General features: G+C 70.3%; 13 protein-coding genes. 9 read left to right on the top strand and 4 right to left on the bottom strand.

The window, feature by feature from the left end:
- Positions 1-110: 110 nt before the first annotated feature.
- A complete protein-coding gene (locus RPQ07_RS03310; protein WP_313942474.1) occupies positions 111-2,438 on the bottom strand; it encodes a chitinase C-terminal domain-containing protein in 2,328 nt (775 codons plus the stop codon).
- Between the two features lie 346 nt (positions 2,439-2,784).
- On the opposite strand from RPQ07_RS03310, the gene RPQ07_RS03305 reads away from it, so the two are divergent.
- The 7 genes from RPQ07_RS03305 to RPQ07_RS03275 all read left to right on the top strand — a co-directional run bounded on the left by RPQ07_RS03305 (position 2,785) and on the right by RPQ07_RS03275 (position 11,183).
- Positions 2,785-2,967 carry a hypothetical protein gene (locus tag RPQ07_RS03305; RefSeq protein ID WP_313942473.1) on the top strand — a complete coding sequence of 61 codons (183 nt, stop codon included), beginning with the start codon at positions 2,785-2,787 and terminating at the stop codon, positions 2,965-2,967.
- 517 nt (positions 2,968-3,484) lie between these two features.
- The gene (locus tag RPQ07_RS03300; RefSeq protein ID WP_313942472.1) at positions 3,485-4,546 is read left to right on the top strand and encodes a LacI family DNA-binding transcriptional regulator; all 1,062 of its coding nucleotides are present in this window, start codon (positions 3,485-3,487) and stop codon (positions 4,544-4,546) included.
- A gap of 630 nt (positions 4,547-5,176) precedes the next feature.
- The gene (locus RPQ07_RS03295) at positions 5,177-6,421 is read left to right on the top strand and encodes a sugar ABC transporter substrate-binding protein (RefSeq protein ID WP_313942471.1); all 1,245 of its coding nucleotides are present in this window, start codon (positions 5,177-5,179) and stop codon (positions 6,419-6,421) included.
- 2 nt (positions 6,422-6,423) lie between these two features.
- Positions 6,424-7,395, top strand: a complete 972-nt coding sequence (locus RPQ07_RS03290) for a sugar ABC transporter permease (protein ID WP_313942470.1) — start codon at positions 6,424-6,426, stop codon at positions 7,393-7,395.
- Positions 7,392-8,249, top strand: a complete 858-nt coding sequence (locus RPQ07_RS03285) for a carbohydrate ABC transporter permease (RefSeq protein WP_313942469.1) — start codon at positions 7,392-7,394, stop codon at positions 8,247-8,249. Before RPQ07_RS03290 ends, RPQ07_RS03285 begins: the two co-directional genes overlap by 4 nt.
- A gap of 51 nt (positions 8,250-8,300) precedes the next feature.
- Positions 8,301-9,500, top strand: coding sequence for a glycoside hydrolase family 1 protein (locus RPQ07_RS03280; RefSeq protein ID WP_313942468.1), 1,200 nt, complete (start codon positions 8,301-8,303; stop codon positions 9,498-9,500).
- Between the two features lie 219 nt (positions 9,501-9,719).
- The gene (locus tag RPQ07_RS03275) at positions 9,720-11,183 is read left to right on the top strand and encodes a glucoamylase family protein (protein ID WP_313942467.1); all 1,464 of its coding nucleotides are present in this window, start codon (positions 9,720-9,722) and stop codon (positions 11,181-11,183) included.
- 31 nt (positions 11,184-11,214) lie between these two features.
- On the opposite strand, the gene RPQ07_RS03270 is transcribed toward RPQ07_RS03275, so the two are convergent.
- The 3 genes from RPQ07_RS03270 to RPQ07_RS03260 all read right to left on the bottom strand — a co-directional run bounded on the left by RPQ07_RS03270 (position 11,215) and on the right by RPQ07_RS03260 (position 14,895).
- Positions 11,215-12,894 carry a sigma-70 family RNA polymerase sigma factor gene (locus tag RPQ07_RS03270; protein ID WP_313942466.1) on the bottom strand — a complete coding sequence of 560 codons (1,680 nt, stop codon included), beginning with the start codon at positions 12,892-12,894 and terminating at the stop codon, positions 11,215-11,217.
- 231 nt (positions 12,895-13,125) lie between these two features.
- Complete coding sequence (locus RPQ07_RS03265; protein ID WP_313942465.1) at positions 13,126-14,379, bottom strand: RNA polymerase sigma factor; 1,254 nt, start codon at positions 14,377-14,379, stop codon at positions 13,126-13,128.
- Positions 14,380-14,490: 111 nt separating this feature from the next.
- Positions 14,491-14,895 carry a YciI family protein gene (locus tag RPQ07_RS03260; RefSeq protein WP_313942464.1) on the bottom strand — a complete coding sequence of 135 codons (405 nt, stop codon included), beginning with the start codon at positions 14,893-14,895 and terminating at the stop codon, positions 14,491-14,493.
- Between the two features lie 216 nt (positions 14,896-15,111).
- Between RPQ07_RS03260 and RPQ07_RS03255 the strand changes: the two genes are divergently transcribed.
- Together RPQ07_RS03255 and RPQ07_RS03250 are read left to right on the top strand one after the other, a co-directional pair.
- Positions 15,112-16,770, top strand: a complete 1,659-nt coding sequence (locus RPQ07_RS03255; protein WP_313942463.1) for an FAD-dependent oxidoreductase — start codon at positions 15,112-15,114, stop codon at positions 16,768-16,770.
- Entirely contained in the window at positions 16,767-18,260 is a 1,494-nt protein-coding gene (locus RPQ07_RS03250; protein WP_313942462.1) for an ATP-binding protein, read from the top strand. Before RPQ07_RS03255 ends, RPQ07_RS03250 begins: the two co-directional genes overlap by 4 nt.

Below are 18,260 nucleotides of genomic sequence, written 5' to 3'. Positions count from 1 at the left end.
TCCCCCTGCCTTTCGCCCCATGGCAATCGGCGCTGTGCTAACGGACGCGTCTGCGGTGGCACAGGAGAGAACTGTGCCACCGCAGACGCGAGTTCGGTCCGCCGAGAAGGTCAGCAGGCGCCGAGGTCCTGCCACACACCCCATTCACCCGTGGAGCCGGGCTCCTCGCCCTTCGTCCACCACTTGGACTTCCACTGGTGCGCCTTGTGCGACACCGTCGTGGGGTTGCCGTACTCGGTGGTGGCGCTCCACGCGGGGGCCGTGCAGGTGCCCGGACCGGTCGGGTCGGGTGAGGGGTCCGGGCTCGGTCCGGTGCCCGAACCCGGCTCGACCACCGTCGTACCGCGCGTCAGATCCCCGGCGAGTCCGTAGGTCCTGCCGCCGATTGTCACCGTCCAGTTGGAGGGGGTGGACGTCGGCAGGTAGTACACGAAGTCCAGCTCGACGAAGGCGCCGGGTGCCAGGGTCTGCCAGGCCGGCAGCTTCAGCGACACCCGGTTGACGTCGCCCTTCAGACCGCCGATGTTGCTGCCGCTGTGATCACTGCGCACGATCGTGGTCCCGAAGCCGGACTGGTCCTTGGCATTGGCGGGCGACGAGGTGGCGTAGTCGAACTGGAACTCCGTGCCCCCGGGCAGCGCCGTCTTCGTGTTGTTGGTGATCCTGAGCTTGGGGCTGATCGGGTAGTTGGAGTCGCCGAGGGGGAACTGGCCGAAGTCCACGTCCACCTTGACCGCCTCGGCCGGCAGGGCGGTCGCGGCCCTTCTGGCGCCGTACGGAGCGGCGGTCCGGAACTTCGCGTACATCGCGGTGGTCAGCGTGTCACCGGTCTCGTACTGCCCCTTGGCGGCGTTCCACGCGTAGTCGCCCGCGAGCTCCCAGATCATCGTGCCGCCGATGCCGCGGTCGACGACATAGTCCGCCTTGGCGGCGACCGACTGCTCGTCCTCGGTGGACAGGAAGACCTTCTTCTGCGCGTTCCACAGCCAGGGCGCGACCAGGGTCGCGTCGTACCTGCGGGCGTAGGTGCCGGTCAGCGTGGTGTTCGCGGGGAAGCCGTACGTGGTGACGTAGTCGCCCACCACGCCCTTCTCCAGATTCTTGGCGTGCCACATCGGGTTGGAGCCGGCCGGGGACTCGTTGCCCGCCGTGTCCTTGTCGTGCCAGAGGTTGTCGATGCCCACCGCACCGTCACCGCACTTGGTCAGCCCCGATCCCGCCGGGCAGGTGGTGGTGGCCGCCTTGCCCCAGAGCCCGTCGGTGCCGCCCTGCACGTTCTTGAAGCCGCGGGTGTAGTACGGCAGGCCGATGTTGATGCGGCCGGCGGGCATGGAGCCGCGGAAGTAGTGGTACGCCCAGTCGGTGTTGAGGTATCCGATGCCGCCGTACTGCGAGGTGGAGTACACACCGGCGGAAGCGAGTTCGGCGTCCTTGCCGTCATCGAACAGGGAGGCGTTGGGACCCACGTACTCGTTCCAGGCGCCGTGCAGGTCGTACGACATGATGTTGACGTAGTCCAGGTACTTCTGGACCTGGAAGGTCTCCATGCCGCGCAGCAGATAGCCGGACGAGGGCGCGGCCACGGTCAGCAGATAGTGCTTGCCGTCCGCGGCGCCCGCGCGGTCGAGCTTCTCGCGCAGGGACTTCATCAGCGCCGCGTAGCCCTTGACCAGGCCCGCGCGGCGGGCGTTGGACAACTGGTGGTCGAGCGGGTTCCCGGCGTCCTTCATCGATGTCGGGTATTCGTAGTCGATGTCGACGCCGTTGAACCCGTACTTCTTGATGAAGGCGACGGCCGACTCGGCGAAGGTGTCGATGCCGGTCTGGTTCACCGAACCGTCGGCATTGGTGGCCATCGAGTAGAAACCGCCGGAGTTCACCCGCTCGCCGTCTTCGGCGAAATACCCGCCGGTCTCGGCCCAGCCGCCGACGGAGATCAGTGTCTTCACGTCGGGGTGCTGCTTCTTGAACTTCGTCAGCAGGTTGAAGTGCCCCTTGTAGGGCAGGGCGGGGTCCATCTCGGCCCCGGCGACCCCGGGCCAGGTCAGCCCGGTGGCGGCGTTGGCCGGGGTGTCCGCGCCCACCGACAGCCCGTTGGCGGAGTCGATGTGCCCGAAGGCGTAGTTGATGTGGGTGACCTTGTTCCACGGGATGTCCGAGGCGAGGTAGGCGGGAGTGCCGTCCTTGCCGGTGCGCCAGCCGGTGAAGTAGCCGATGACGCGGCGCTGGTGGTCCGCGCCCATCTTCTCCCGGCCCTCGGCGTCGTAGACGGAGCAGTAGGGGACGTCGACGCCCGGGGTCGAGTAGAGCCCGTCGGGTCGACAGGACTCCTGGGCGGCGGCGTGGGAGACGCCTGAGGAGAGTGAGCCGGCGAGCAGCGCGGCGGCGGCTGCGCCGGCTGCGAGCAGCGATGCTCTGGTACGGGTGAGGGACAGCACGGTCGGATCCTCCTGGTGGGGGTCCCCCTGCACCCACCGGGGCGCAGGGTTGATCGGCCTCGCACAACAACTGGCATGGGGATGGGTGCAGTTGGTCCCGTGAGGTGCGCACCGCCCGGGACCGGATCCGCGCAGGTGACGCAGAGGCTAAGAGGACTAGACCAGTGCGTCAATAGGTCTGGACCATTCCGGTCGGGGCGTCACGGAAATGATCCCGGCGGAGCGCCGCCCGGGGAGCACGTGTTCCTGCGCGCATGCGGTGAACAGGCCCTCGCCTACGTGCCGTTCGTCGCCATCGCGGGCGCCCGCGCGTGAGGGGTGCGCGAGTGCCACCGGCACCGACGAGGTGCCGGCCGTCGCCCGGGCCCACGGTTCGAACGCCGCGCAGATCCCGCTCGCGTGGACGCTCCCGTGCGGACCTCATGTGCCGGCCAACCCGGGCACCGGCAACCCGGGCCACCTGACCGGCAACGTGGCAGCGGCCGCTCCGGGGCTCTCCGATGACGAACTGGCGCGGCTCGCCGTGTAGAAGGCGACCACCGGGTGCCGCCGCGAGTCCTTCCCCCTGGAGTCGGCCGCGCGGTGAGGGTCGACCGGACCCGCGCCCTCCCGGGGAGACCCCTGGCCCTGACGGCGGGCGACGGTCTTCGGCGCTCCATCTGCGCCGGTCTTCCGGCTGCCCCGAGGCGTCCCGCGGCGCGCCGCTCCGGGCGCGCCTCTCGTCGGGGTCCGGCTGCTGTGCGCCATGGCGGGAGCGGGAAACCGCGCGGCTTCTGGCCATGCTCGACGACGTGGCCGGGGCGTGCGGCACCCCGGCCGCTCTGACGGCTTTCGTCGCCGTCGGCCCGACATGACCCGGACGGCAGCCCGACACTGCGGGCGATCCCGGGCGGGACCTGGCCGGCGCCGGGCCCTGAAAACGGCGCCGCCACGGCGGGACCGCCTTGCCCGTGGACCGGGTCGCGGCCTACTGTGAATGCGCTTTCACCGGGGTCGGTTCCCGGGAAAGCGCCTGGGTGTCGAGCTGTGAATGGACGGTCGGTCGGGTGAGTGCCCCCACGGTGTACGACGTCGCCGAACGGTCGGGCGTCTCGATCGCCACGGTCTCGCGGGTCTACCGCAATCCTGACTCCGTCCGGGCCCAGACCCGCGACCGCGTGCTGGAGGCGGCCCGGGCCCTCGGTTACGTACCGAGCGCGAACGCGCGCGGACTGGCCAGCCGGCGCACCGGCGTACTCGGCCTCTGCTTCCCCGACTACGCGGACCCGGCCGCGGAGAGCGGCGGCGAGTCGGACGACGAGTACGACGACTCGGCCGTGATGCTCTACTCCGACCAGATCATCCGCGGTATGGAGCGGGCCGCCAGGCGGCACGGATACGCGCTGCTGATCGCGGCATCGCTGGAGGGCGGACCCGAGAGCCTGGTGGCGAAGGTGGCCGGGCGGGTCGATGGCTTCGCGGTCCTCGCCCGGACCGTACCGACCGAGGACCTGGAGCTGATCTCGCGACGGCTGCCGGTGGTGATGCTGGCGGGACCGCGCGAGATCGACCACCTCGACCACATCGAGGTGGCCAACACGGACGGCGAGCGGGAACTGGCGCGCCATCTCATCCGGGACCACGGCTTCACCCGGCTCGCCTTCGTCGGGAGCGAGGAGCATTCGCCGGACGCCGAGGCGCGTTTCCGCGGCTTCCGGGAGGCGTGCGCGGAGGCCGGTCTGCCGGTGCCCGACGCTCCGGACCTGCGCGCCCCGATGATGACGCAGCCGGAGGGCGAGCGCGCCGCCGGCGCATTGCTCGACCGGGCCGGGGAGCGACCGCAGGCGTTGCTCTTCGCCAACGACCAGATGGCGGTGGGGGCGTTGCGCGCGCTGGAACGCCGGGGCGTCCGGGTGCCGCAGGACATCGCCGTCACCGGCTTCGACGGCATTCCGCTCGGCCGGCTGGTCCGGCCCGCCCTGACGACGGTACGGCAGCCGATGCGCCGCCTGGGGGAGGAGGCGGTGGACCTGCTGGTCCGGCGCCTGTCGGGCGACCGCGACAGCCCGCCTGTCTCGATGGTCCTGCCGGTCTCCCTGGCCCGGCGCGCGAGTTGCGGGTGCGTCTGAGGGGGCCAGCGGTACGGGGGCGGCAGGGGCGGGCCGTTCGCACGGCAAACGCGGCATCCCGGTAGCCGTGCCGCTGCGCATCCCGCACACCGCGACGCTGCGCATGCGGGGCACAGCCGTACATCCGGCACCCCGCGACCCTGCACGCACGCAAGCATGGGCACGCCGCGGCCCTGCGCATCCCGAAGACGCCGGCCGTACCGCGTAGCCCGAAGACGCCGGCTGTACCGGGACCCTGCCCATGCGGCGCGCCGCGTCCCTGCGTACGCCGCGACCCTGCCTGTCCGGCACACCACGACATCCCTCACGTCGCGGCGCTGAACATCGCCCTGCCCCGGGCATCCGCGTGCCGCACCCCGTGCCCCCGTGGCGGGCGCGGTCCCGGCTCGCCCCCGGGGTTCCGGGAGGGTCGGACGCCACCCCTCCGCACCGCGCCGAGCATGCGGAATCTCTTCTGTCACTTTCGTTCCGCAAATCCTCCGCCTAGCCTTCGACGGGCAACCGCCGAGGTCGCGCCCGTTGCGAGAACGTGACCTGAGCCCCTCTTGTGGTGGCCGGAAAGGCTGCATGAGAGTGATGTATGCGCTTACAGACTGCGCATACATTGCGGAGCTCAAGGAGGAGCCGTCCATGCACCGCACCGCTCGAACCGTTTCGGCCGCCCTGGCGATCTCGCTGGCCTGCGGACTCACCGCATGCGGGTCGGGAGGTGAGGGACTCGCCGCCGACGCCGAACAGACACTGACTGTCTGGGCGATGGGAGCCGAGGGCGAGAAACTCGGCGCGGTGGCCGCGGAGTACACCAAGGCCAACCCCGAGATCGACGTCAAGGTCACCCCGATCGGCTGGGACGTCGCCCACCAGAAGCTCGTCTCGGCGGCCGCCGCCGGGACGCTGCCGGACGTGATGCAGATGGGCAGCACGTACATGGGTGAGTTCGCCGAACTCGGTGTGCTGGAGCCGGTGGACACCAAGACCTTCGACAAGAAGGACTTCTTCCCCGCCGGCTGGGAGCAGGGTGTCGTCGACGGCGAGGTCTACGGCGTGCCCTGGTACGTGGACACCCGCGTCCTGTACTACCGCACCGATCTCGCGCGGAAGGCGGGGGTCGGCAAGCCCCCGGCGACCTTCGCCGAGCTGGAGAGCATGGCCGCCGCGTATCAGGACAAGGCGAAGACCAAGTGGGGCATCTACCTCCAGCCCCGTGGTCTGGACACCGTCCAGAGCTTCTACCCGTTCCTGTACTCGGCGGGCGGTGAGATCGTCGACAAGAACGGCAAGGCCGCGGTGAACAGCCCTGCCGCGGTCGGCGCCTTCGAGCAGTACGGTGCCTTCTTCGACAAGGGACTCAGCACCAAGAGCGTGCAGCCCGGTTACGACCCCTTGAAGGACTTCAACACCGGAAACGTCCCGATGTTCTTCTCCGGCCCGTGGATCAGGACCCTGATCGACGAGCAGTACCCGGACCTCAAGGGCAAGTGGGCGGTCGCCAACGTGCCGACCGGGAAGTCCTCCACCTCGATGGCCGGGGGTTCCAGTCTGGTGATCTCCAAGGACAGCGAACACAAGGCCGCCGCCAAGGAGTTCGTCGCCCATCTCACCAGCGCCCAGGCGCAGGCCGACTGGTACCGCCGTACCCACGATCTCCCGGCCAACCTCGCCGCCTGGTCCTCCGGCGAACTGGCTGAGGACCCCGGCATGAAGGTGTTCTTCCAGCAGATGAAGACCGCGAAGTCCACACCCACCCTGCCCACCTGGTCGGAAATATCCGCCTCGGTCGACACCGCGCTGGAGTCGGTGACGCAGGGCAAGGCCTCCGGACGGGAGGCCGCCGGCGAGGCACAGGCCGGTGTCGAGGACCTGGTCTCGCGATAGCCATGAGCACCACGACCACACCGGCCGCGAAGACGGCCGGCAAGCGGAACGGACCGGCGCAGCGGCGGGCCCCGGCCGACGGGCCGCCGCGCCGCCTCGGCAGGCAGAACGCCGCCGGGTGGCTGTTCTCCACCCCCTTCCTCGTCCTGTTCGCCGTGTTCATGGCGTTCCCGATCGTCGCCACGCTCCTCATGAGCTTCACCGACTTCGGGCTGCGCAATGTCACCCACCCGCTCGACGCCGAGTTCATCGGCCTGGAGAACTACACCAAGCTGTTCGAGGACGAGAAGTTCCTCAGGGCGCTGTTCAACACCGCGTACTTCGTGGTCGTCGGCGTCCCGGTGACCGTCCTTCTCGGCCTGCTCGTCGCCGTCCTGCTGAACAACGGCATCGACCGCGCCCGGACGTTCTTCCGTGTCGGCTTCTACACGCCCGTCGTCACGAGCATCGTCGCCGTCGCCGTCGTATGGCGCTTCGTCCTGGACCCGACGGACGGCCTGATCGCCGGGCTCGCCGCCGAAGCAGGCTTCACCGCACCCGATTTCCTGGGATCGGAGACGCTCGCCATGCCGTCGCTCATCGCGATGGCGGTCTGGCGGAACCTCGGCACCGTGATGGTGCTGTTCATCGCCGGGCTCCAGGCCATTCCCACCGAAGTACGGGAGGCCGCGCGGCTCGACGGCGCGGGAACCTTCCAGGAGCTCCGGCGGATCACCGTGCCCCTGCTGCGGCCGACGACGCTGTACGCGACCGTCATCACCACGATCGGCTACCTCAACGTCTTCGAGGAACCGTTCGTGATGACGCAGGGCGGCCCGTCGGACTCCACGCTGACCGTCTCCCTGCACATGTACCGCGAGGGCTTCAATTTCTTCCACATGGGCTACGCGAGCGCCATGGCCTACGTCCTGTTCGTGGTCATCATGGCCGTCACGGTGCTCCAGCTCCGACTGCTGAAGGACAACACGTCATGAGCGGCACGCGAGCTCCGGGCATCCGTGGCACCTCCCGCATCCGCAGGCCGGCGGTCTACGTCGTCGTCTCCGCGGGACTGCTGGTGATGGCGGCGCCGTTCCTGTGGATGGTCCTCTCCGCCTTCAAGACGGACCGCGAACTGACCGCCAGCCCTCCGGTCTGGATTCCGACGGAGTGGACGTTCCAGCACTTCACCGAGCTGCTCGAGCGACTCGACATGCCGCTGTACTTCATGAATTCGGTGATCGTCGCCGTGTTCGTGACCGTCTGCAACCTGGTCTTCTGCTCGATGCTCGGCTACGCGCTGGCCAAGCTGGACTTCGGCGGCCGCAGCAAGGTCTTCGCGATCGTCCTCGGCGCGCTGATGGTGCCCGGGAATCTGATGCTGCTGCCCCTCTTCGTCCTGATGAGCAGGCTTCAGCTGATCGACTCCTACGCCGGGTTGGTGCTGCCGTTCGCCGCGGGCGCCGTCGGGGTCTTCCTCATGAGGCAGTTCATGCTGTCGATCCCCGACGACCTGCTGGAAGCGGCCCGGCTCGACGGGGCCGGGGAGTGGTTCATCTTCTGGCGGATCGTGATGCCGCTGGTGAAACCCGCCCTCGCGACCCTGTCGATCCTGACCTTCCTCGGCTCGTGGAACAACTTCGTCTGGCCGCTGATCGCCACCAACGACCCCGGCAAGTACACGCTGCCGGTGGCACTGGCCACCTTCGCGACCGATCCGAACAAGTCGGCGGGCTCCAACGGCATGCTCATGGCCGGATCGTTCCTGGTCGTCCTGCCCGTCCTGATCGTGTTCATCGCCCTGCAACGCCACTTCACCCAGGGCATCGCGACCGCGGGCATGAAGTAGCGAGCCCCGGGCCCCCGATCCCCCCACCGTCCGTACCGGAGAGTTCTCACGATGACGCACAGCACCACCCCCTTCCCCGACGGCTTCCTGTGGGGCGCCTCCACCGCCGCCCACCAGATCGAGGGCAACAACACCAACAGCGACTGGTGGCACAAGGAGCACAGCGGTACCTCGCACATCGAGGCGCCCAGCCTCGATGCGTGCGACAGCTACCACCGGTGGGACGAGGACATGGACCTGCTGGCCGGACTCGGGTTCACCGACTACCGGTTCAGCATCGAATGGGCCCGGATCGAACCGGCGCCCGGTCACTTCTCCCGCGCCGAACTCGCCCACTACCGGCGGATGGTGGACGGCGCGATCGCCCGCGGGCTGCGCCCGATGGTCACGCTGCACCACTTCACCGTCCCGCGGTGGTTCGACGAGCGGGGCGGCTGGACCGCCGAGGGGGCCGTCGCCCTGTTCGCCCGCTACGTCGCCGCGACGGCACCGGTGATCGCCGAGGGTGTGCCGTACGTCTGCACCATCAACGAGCCCAACATGATCGCCGTGATGGCGGGAGCGGCCAAGGCGGGCGATGTGGGCTTCCCGCCGGCCGGACTGCCCACCCCCGACGAGGAGACGACCTGGGCGGTCATCGAGGCCCACCGCGCCGCCGTCAAGGAGGTCCGGGCCCTCAACCCGCGGATCAGGGTCGGCTGGACGATCGCCAACCAGGTCTACCAGGCCCTGCCCGGCGCCGAAGAGGTCACGGCGGCCTACCGCCACCCGCGCGAGGACGTGTTCCTGGAGGCCGCGCGGGACGACGACTGGGTCGGCGTGCAGTCCTACACCCGTACCCGCATCGGCGCCGACGGACCGATCCCCGCCCCCGAGGACGCCGAACGCACGCTCACGCAGTGGGAGTACTACCCGGCGGCCGTCGGACACGCGCTGCGTCATACCGCCGACATCGTCGGCGACGTGCCGCTCGTCGTCACCGAGAACGGCATCGCCACGGCCGACGACACCCGCCGCGTCGACTACCTGACCGGCGCGCTGAACGAAGTGGCCCGGGCGATCGAGGACGGCCTCGACATCCAGGGCTACCTCGCCTGGAGCGCCCTCGACAACTACGAATGGGGCTCGTACCGGCCCACCTTCGGCCTGATCGCCGTCGACCCCGAGACGTTCGCCCGCACCGCCAAACCGTCCGCGGTCTGGCTCGGCGGACTCGGCCGCAGCCGTGAACTCCCGCGGGGCGAAAGCTGAACAGCCCGTTCGCCACCGCCGCCGACACCGCACCGGCATCCCCGCCGGACACCGTGCCACCGGGCTGCACCGCCCGGTAGGGACCGGGGACGGGCGGACCCTGACATCCGCCCGTCCCCCGCTTCACCCCTCCCAGGCCCGTCCGCCGCCTCACCGACCCGACACGCCTGCACGAACAGCCACCTCTCCCAGTCCCCAGACTTCAGGAGCCGGATCCGCATGGACCGTCGTTCGTTTCTCGCAGCCACCACCGCAGGGGCCGTGGCCCTCTCCCTGCCCTCGGCCGGCAGCGCCACCGCCGCCGGCCGGCGGGAATCCGAAACGGCGCTGCTGCGCCGCTGGTTCCGCGACACCTACCGGTCGATCGAGGCCATGACGACCGACATCGGTCTGGCCGCCGACACGCTCGACCTCAGCCGGCCCGGCGGCCCCGTCGTCTCGCGGAACACGTCCCCGACGAACATCGGATGCGGACTGTGGGCCACCGTCGCCGCGGCCGGCCTGGGCGTCATCGACAGGGACACGCTGCACCGCCGCCTCACTCGCACCGTCGCCTCCGTCGAGAAGCTGGAACGCCATCACGGCTTCTGGCTCAACTGGTACGACGCGCACGACGGTTCGGTCCTGACGAGCTGGCCCGGCACCGGAGACCCGGTCCGGCCCTTCCTCTCCTCCGTCGACAACGCCTGGCTGGTCACCGGACTGCGCATCGCGGCATCCGCCGAGCCGCGGCTGCGCGGCCGGATCGCCCGGCTCCTCGCCGCCGCGGACTGGTCGTACTTCTACACGCCGTACGACCCCGCCGACCCGGTGGCCGGACCGGGCCAGTTGCGCGGCGGCTTCTGGACGGACACGGGGGAGCCGACCGCACACCACTACGGCGCCCTCAACACCGAACCCCGGATGGCCAGTTACCTCGGTATCGCGGACGGTTCGCTGCCGGGCGAGCACTACTGGCACATGCTGCGCACCATGCTTCCCGAGCACGGGCAGGAGCAGATGCCGCAGGGTGCGTACGACACCGTCGACGGTGTCCGGCTCTGGCAGGGGCACTACACCTATCGTGGCCGCAAGCTGATCCCCACCTGGGGCGGCTCGATGTTCGAGGCGCTGATGGTGCCGCTCTTCGTCCCGGAGGCCTCCTGGTCACCGCGGTCCTGGGGCACCACCCACCACCGCTTCGTCCGTTCCCACATCGAGCACGGCCTCTCCGAGGCACGGTACGGCTACTGGGGGTTCTCCCCGTGCAATGTGCCGGAGGGCGGCTACCAGGAGTACGGCGTCGACGCCATCGGCATGCAGACCGACGGCTACGCCTCCAACACCGACCGCACGTACGTCACCCCGGGCCAACCGGCACCGCCCGCGTCGGCGTACACCAACGGCGTGGTCACCCCGCACGCCTCCTTCCTGGCCCTGCCCTACGCCCGACGGGACGCCCTCGCCAATCTGCGCGCCATCGACCGGGACTTCGGCGCGTACGACGACGGCTACGGCTTCCGTGACTCCGTCAATGTCGGCACCGGACGCGTCAGCGACTTCGTCCTGGCGCTCGACCAGGGCATGATCGCCGCGGCCCTGGCCCAGGAGCTGAGCCCGGGACTGCTCCAACAGCCTTTCACCACGGGTGGGTTCAGCTCGCGGGTGCGCCCGCTGCTGGCGAAGGAGCGCTTCGGCATCTGAGAAGCGTGCGGTGCCGGAGACCGCGCCGGTCTCAGCTGCTCGCCCCGAAGACCTGCGTCCACCACGGGCCGCCCGGGCCTTCGTGGAGGCCGAGGCCCATGTTCGTGAACGCGCAGTTCAGGATGTTCGCACGGTGACCGGGGCTGTTCATCCAGCTCTCCATCACCGACGCCGCGCTCTGCTGCCCTCTCGCGATGTTCTCGCCGTAGGTCCGCCACTGGTAGCCGGCAGCGGTGATGCGGTCGCCGGGGCTTCTGCCGTCCTGAGAGGTGTGCGAGAAGTAGTTCTTCGCCGCCATGTCCTCGGAGTGCCGGCGGGCGGCCGTGTCCAGCCGGCCGTTGCCGCTCAGGGGGCCGCATCCGGCCGCGGCACGCTCCTTGTTGACCAGGGAGAGGACGGTGCCGGTGGGCCCGGACCGGGACTGCTGCGTTTCTGTTTCTGTTTCCGGTTTCGGGGCGCGTGCGGAGTCCGAGACGGCGGGACGTGGGGCCGGAGTGCGGGTCGCGGCGCGCTTCGACGGTGACGGCGACGGCCGGGGCGTCGGCGTCGCGCTGCCGGGAGACGGCGAAGGTGAGGCGGTCGCCGTGGTCCTCGCCGGGGGAGTGGACGGCAGGACTCCCTGTGCTTCGGTGACCGTCGACGGCGTCCGCGTGCCGGGATCCTGGTCGTCCGTGAACACGTGGAGCGCGCCCCCTGCGGTGATCAGCGCCGCCACGGCCACGGCCGCGGCACTCGTCCGCCGGCGGCGCCGTGCGCGATCGAGCCGCCGCTGCGTCTCGCGCCCGTGGGCACGGCTTCCGCCGTGTCCGAGGGCCGTTCTTCCGTGCTGCATGGGTATCTCGTGGTGCCCTGCCGGTTCGTGCTCCCCGGGTATCTCGCGACCCCCGGGTATCCGGTCGTGTGCCGCGGCGAGCGCCGGATCCGCCCCGGCCGGAGCCAGCGTCGTCGCCGCGGCCGCGAGCGGCACGAGCGCCAGGCCGACGAGGAGGCGCTCCGCCGGGACGAGACCGGCCGAGAAGCCGGAACACACCGTGCATTCGCGGGCATGGCGGGCGATGCGCTTGCGCCACAGGGCGGAGGGCGCCCCGTCCCACCCCTCGACCAGTGACTCCAGCAGCACACACCGGGGTTGGGCCGCGAGGGCGCGCACGACCACCCGCGACGCCTCGAGCTGTGCCTTCATCCGCTGCACGCGTACGGCCGTGTGCTGCGGGGACAGCTCCATGGCCACGGCGACCTCGGCGCGGGTCAGTTCGCCGGTGGACTCCAGCCACCACAGGGACAGCAGCGACCGGTCGTCCTCGTCGAGCCAGCGGGTCGCCTCGGCGACCTCGCGTCGCTGCCCCGACAGTCCGAGGCGCGCGATGGTCAGGTCGACGAAGTCCGCCCCGGGGTCGGCGAGGTCGTAGGCGTCGTCCAGACCGCCGGTGACCGGTGCCTCCCGGTGCCGGCGCCAGTGGCCCCGGATCTGATTCACCGTGATGGCCACCAGCCACGACCGGAAACTGCCCGGGTCGCGCAACGTTCCGAGACCGGACAGGGCGCGGAGCATGGTCTCCTGCGTCACGTCGTCGACGTCGGCGTGCCCGTCGAGCGCCCGCCCGACGATGTTGTGGACGAGCGGGAGGTACGCGGCGACGAGCCGGTCCTGGGCCTGCTGATCCCCGGACCGGGCCGCCACGATCTCCGAGACCTCGAGGTCACTGCTCACGTTCACTCCGCTCCTTGCTCCCGACTCGGGCCTGTTCCGCCCCACGGAAGGGAGACACGAGGAATCCACGCGGATAACAGAAACCGGAAAAGGGGCCGACGGGCTCCTCCGTCGGCGTGGTGCGGAGAGATCGTAGGCGAACGGGTGTTCCGGGCCGACAGGTGCCTGACGGAAGGGTGATCGATCGCCCTCCCGGGAAACGAACTCCCCGGGTCGGCCCCCTGTCCGCGGCTATGGGCGCGCGGGCCCGCCTTCGCCCTCCGCAGCGAGTTCGGCCGCCTGGATGGTGAGGTAGTGCCGCTCCGGGAGGCTCGCCGTCCGGTTGGCGGCGGCCCGGTAGTTCGCCACCGCCCCCTCCCGGTCCCTGGCCATCCGCAGCAGATGGGCGCGCACCACGTACAGCCGGTGGTGGTCCTTGAGCCGTGCGTCGGACGCCAGGTCCTCCAGTACTTCCAGACCGGAGTCGGGACCGTGCACCATGGCGGCGGCGACGGCCCGGTTGAGGACGACGAACGGGTTGGCGGAGATGCGCTCGAGCACGCCGTACAGCGCGAGGATCTGCGGCCAGTCCGTCTCCTCGGCCGTCGGCGACTCGTCGTGCACCGCGGCGATCGCCGCCTGCACCTGGTACGGGCCGACCGGGCCGCGCGGCAGTGCGGCGGTGATCAGGGCGCCGCCCTCCGCGATCGCCTCGGCGTCCCACAGGCCGCGGTCCTGTTCGGCCAGGGGGATCAGTTCACCCGCGGGGCCGGTCCGCGCCGGTCCGCGCGCGTCGTTCAGAAGCATCAGGGCCAGCAGTCCGCTGACTTCGCCGTCGTCGGGGAGCTGGGCATGCACGGCACGCGTCAGCCGGATCGCCTCGGTCGAGAGCTCGACGCGCCGGACATCGGGGCCGGTACTGCTCGTGTGACCCTCGTTGAAGATCAGGTACAGCACCTGAAGGACCGCGTCCAGCCGGTCCGGCCACTCCTCGCGGTCCGGCATGCGGAACGGAATCCCCGACGTCTTGATGCGCTGCTTCGCCCTGCTGATCCGCTGGCCCATGGTGGGCTCCGGAACCATGAACGCCTGGGCGATCTCGCCGGTCGTCAGCCCCCCGACGGAACGCAGCGTGAGCGCGATCGCGGCCTCGGGCGACAGCGCGGGGTGGCAGCACAGGAAGAGCAGCATGAGCGTGTCGTCGTGGTCCGCACCGTGCGCGGTGTCCGCAGCCGGCGCGGCCTGCCGGTCCGCCGGGTTCTGCGCGGCGACCAGTTCCTCCCGGCGGCGGCGGGCCTGCTCGCTCCTGACCTGCTCCGTCATCCGCCGCTGCGCGACCTTGATCAGCCAGCCCCGCGGATTGCGCGGCAACCCCTCCGCCGGCCACTGGTGCGTGGCCGCGAGCAGGGCTTCCTGGGTCGCGTCCTCGGCCGTCTCGAAGTCGCCGTAGCGCCGGGTGAGTACGCCGACGACCTGCGGCGCCAGGCGGCGCAGCAGGTCGCTCACGGACTCGGGCAGGTCGGTCAGCGTCGTGGTCCTCGTCGTTGATCGGCATCGATCGGCGTCGACCGGCCGGTCGACGGTGGGCCCGGGGGTGACGGGCCCGACCGCTCCTTCCTACAGGTCGGCGGGCGGGGCCGACATCACCTGCCGCACCTCGATCGGCATGTTCAGGGGCGCTCCGCCCGGGCCGGGAGCGGCCGACACGGCAGCCGCGATCTCGACGGCACGTTCGGGGGTCGGGCAGTCCACGATCCAGTAGCCGGCGAGGAACTCCTTCGTCTCCGGGAAGGGGCCCTCCGTCACCACCGGCGCCCCGCTGCCGTGCCCCCGGACGATCTTGGCCGTCTCCGGCATGGCCAGTCCCTGGCCGTCGACCAGCTCGCCACTGGCCGTGAGCTGCTGATTGGTCTCGTTCATGAAGGCCATGTGGGCCTTGATCTCGTCGGCGGACCAGGTGGTGATCGGCGGGAGCGTGTCCTGCATGTCCGCGCTGAACTGCATGAGCAGCATGTACTTCATGGTGGTCTCCCTCTGCCCGGGGAGCCCCTCCTGGGGCGCCCTCACAAGTAGGTAGAAGCACGGGCCGCGTTTTCGACAGCCTCCGGACGATCTGCCGAAAAATCTAAGGGACAGCCCTTGGCGGCAGCTTCCCCCGGGCGCCGCCCCGACCGCCGGTTCCGCGCTCGCCGGGCATTCGCATCGCATTCGTGATCGGTGCGGCGCATGATGGTGGGCATGGCGAAGCCGACCATCCTGACCGTCGATGACGACCCAGGAGTCTCCCGAGCCATCGCTCGCGACCTCCGTCGCCGGTACGGCGACCGGTACCGCGTGCTCCGGGCACCGTCGGGCGAAGAGGCGATGGAGGCTCTGCGCGAGGTCAAGCTGCGGGGCGAACCCCTCGCCGTGATGATCGCCGACTACCGCATGCCGACGATGAACGGCGTGCAGTTCCTGGAAGCGGCGATGGACCTGTTCCCGCTGGCCAGACGCGTCCTGCTGACGGCGTACGCCGACACCGGGGCCGCCATCGACGCCATCAACATCGTCGATCTCGACCACTATCTGCTCAAGCCGTGGAGCCCGCCGGAGGAGAACCTCTACCCGGTGCTGGACTCCCTGCTGGAGCTGTGGACCAACGCCCCCGAACGAGGTGCCGGAGAGACCCGCATCGTCGGTCACCGCTGGTCGGCGCCCTCCTTCGCCGTGCGGGAGTTCCTCGCCCGCAACCTCGTCCCCTACCGCTGGATCGCGGCCGACGAACCCGAGGGCAGACGGCTCCTGGACGCCGCGGGTCTGAGCGCCGACGACGTACCGCTGGTGATCACGTCCGAGGGCAAGACCCTGCAGTCGCCGACCGAGGCCGAGCTCGCCGCCCAGGTCGGCCTGAGCACCACACCCGCCTCCGACTTCTACGACGTCGTCGTCATCGGCGCCGGCCCCGCCGGTCTCGGAGCCGCCGTCTACGCGGCATCCGAAGGCCTGCGGACCGTCCTGGTGGAGCGCAGCGCGACAGGCGGGCAGGCCGGCCAGAGCAGCCGCATCGAGAACTACCTCGGCTTCCCGGACGGGGTGTCCGGTGCGCAGCTCACGGACCGGGCCCGCCGCCAGGCGACCCGCTTCGGCGCCGAGATCCTCAGCGCCCGTGAGGTGGTCGCCCTGGAAGCGGCGGGAGCGGGCCGGGTGCTGCGGTTCAGCGACGGCACCTCCATCGGGGCGCACACGGTGGTCCTCGCCACCGGGGTGTCGTACCGGCGACTGGAGGGCGAGGGCCTCAACGAGTTCACCGGGGCTGGCGTGTTCTACGGCTCCGCGTCCTTCGAGGCAGCGAACTGCTCCGGCCAGGACGTGTACATCGTCGGCGGCGCCAACTCCGCCGGTCAGGCCGCCGTCTACTTCTCCCGGTACGCCCGGCGCGTCCATCTCCTCGTCCGCGGCGCCGACTTGATCCGGTCGATGTCGTACTACCTCGTGCAGCAGATCAGCGCCATCGACAACATCGAGGTCCATCCGCACACCGAAGTGACGGGCGGCGCGGGCGACAGGCATCTGCAACGGCTCACGCTGCGCGACAACCGGACCGGTGACGTCGTGACCACCGAAACCTCCTGGCTGTTCATCTTCATCGGCGCCGAGCCGCCCACCGACTGGCTGGACGGCGTCGTGGCCCGTGACGGCCGCGGCTTCGTGCTCACCGGTCCCGACCTGCTGACCGAAGGGGAAAGGCCCGCCCACTGGCCGCTGTCCCGGGACCCGTACCACCTCGAAACCAGCGTGCCCGGAGTCTTCGCCGCCGGAGACGTACGCGCTGATTCCGTCAAACGGGTCGCATCCGCGGTGGGTGAGGGTGCCATGGCCGTCTCCCTCGTGCACCGCTACCTGGAGGCGCCATGAACGACCCGGGCCCCCGTACCGGGCTCACCCCGGCCGAACTTCAGGAACTGTTCCTCTTCGAGGCGCTCGACGACAAGCAGTTGCAGTGGCTGTCCGAACGCGGCCGCGTCGAGACACGGCCGGGCGGCTCGCCCGTGTACTCCGAGGGTGAGGACGCCACCTGCTTCTTCGTCCTGCTCAGCGGCACGGTCTCGATCGGCCGCCGTGTCCACGGTGACGACGTCGAGTTCAACCGCACCGACCAGCGGGGCGTCTACGCCGGGGCCACCCAGGCCTACATGGGGGACCGGGTCGATCAGGCATACCCCAACACCCTGGTGGCGATCACCGACGTCGAACTCTTCGTCCTGCCCGCCGACGAGTTCTCCTACGCCGTCCGCACCTGGTTCCCGATGGCGCTGCACCTGCTCGAAGGCCTCTTCTTCGGGACCCGGGCCAGCAACACCATCGTCGGGGAACGCGAACGGCTGGTCGCCCTCGGCTCCCTCACCGCCGGCCTCACGCACGAGCTCAACAACCCCGCGGCCGCGGCCGTCCGGGCCACCGACACCCTGCGCGACAGGGTCACCAAGATGCGCCACAAGCTCGCCCTCATCGCCGACGGCCGGGTCGACGGGACCCAGCTGCACCGGCTGGTCGAGATGCAGGACGCGGCCGTCAAGCGGGCCACGAACGCCCCCAAGCTGACGGCGATCGAATCGTCCGACGCGGAGGACGAGGTCGCCGACTGGCTGGAGGACCACGAGGTCGCCAGGCCCTGGGACATCGCACCCGTGCTGGTCGCCGGCGGCATCGACCCCGACTGGCTGGCCGACGCGACCGAGAACCTGGGCGACGAGAACCGTCAGGCAGCGGTGGGATGGCTCACCTACACCGTCGACACCGAGCTGCTGATGAGCGAGATCGAGGACGCTGTCAGCCGCATCTCCGGGCTCGTCGACGCGGCACGCCAGTACTCGCAGCTCGACCGCTCCGCCCAGCAGCCCGTCGATGTGCACGAACTCCTCGACGCCACGCTCGTGATGCTCCAGGCCAAGATTCCCTCCGGTGTGCGCGTGGTCAAGGAGTTCGACCGCACCCTGCCGCCCGTCCCGGCGTACGGCGCCGAACTCAACCAGGTGTGGACGAACCTCATCGACAACGCGCTCAGCGCGATGGAGGGCAGCGGCACCCTCACGATCACCACCTGGCGGGAGGACGAGCGTCTCTTCATCGAGGTACGCGACACCGGCCCCGGCATCCCCGCGGACGTCCGCCCGCGGATCTTCGAACCCTTCTTCACCACCAAACCGGTCGGCGAGGGCACCGGGCTCGGTCTCGACATCTCCTATCGCATCGTGGTCAACAAGCACCACGGCGACATCCGGGTCGACTCGCGGCCCGGTGACACGCGCTTCCGTGTCTGTCTGCCCATCACACCTCCCTCGGACGACGACAGTCCGCCGCCCGAGGGCGTCGGCAGTACCGGAACCGAACCAGCCTCGGGCTGA

This window comes from Streptomyces sp. AM8-1-1 (assembly GCF_032229325.1).
Lineage (GTDB): Bacteria > Actinomycetota > Actinomycetes > Streptomycetales > Streptomycetaceae > Streptomyces > Streptomyces achmelvichensis.
This window is presented reverse-complemented; position numbering and strand designations above follow the sequence as displayed.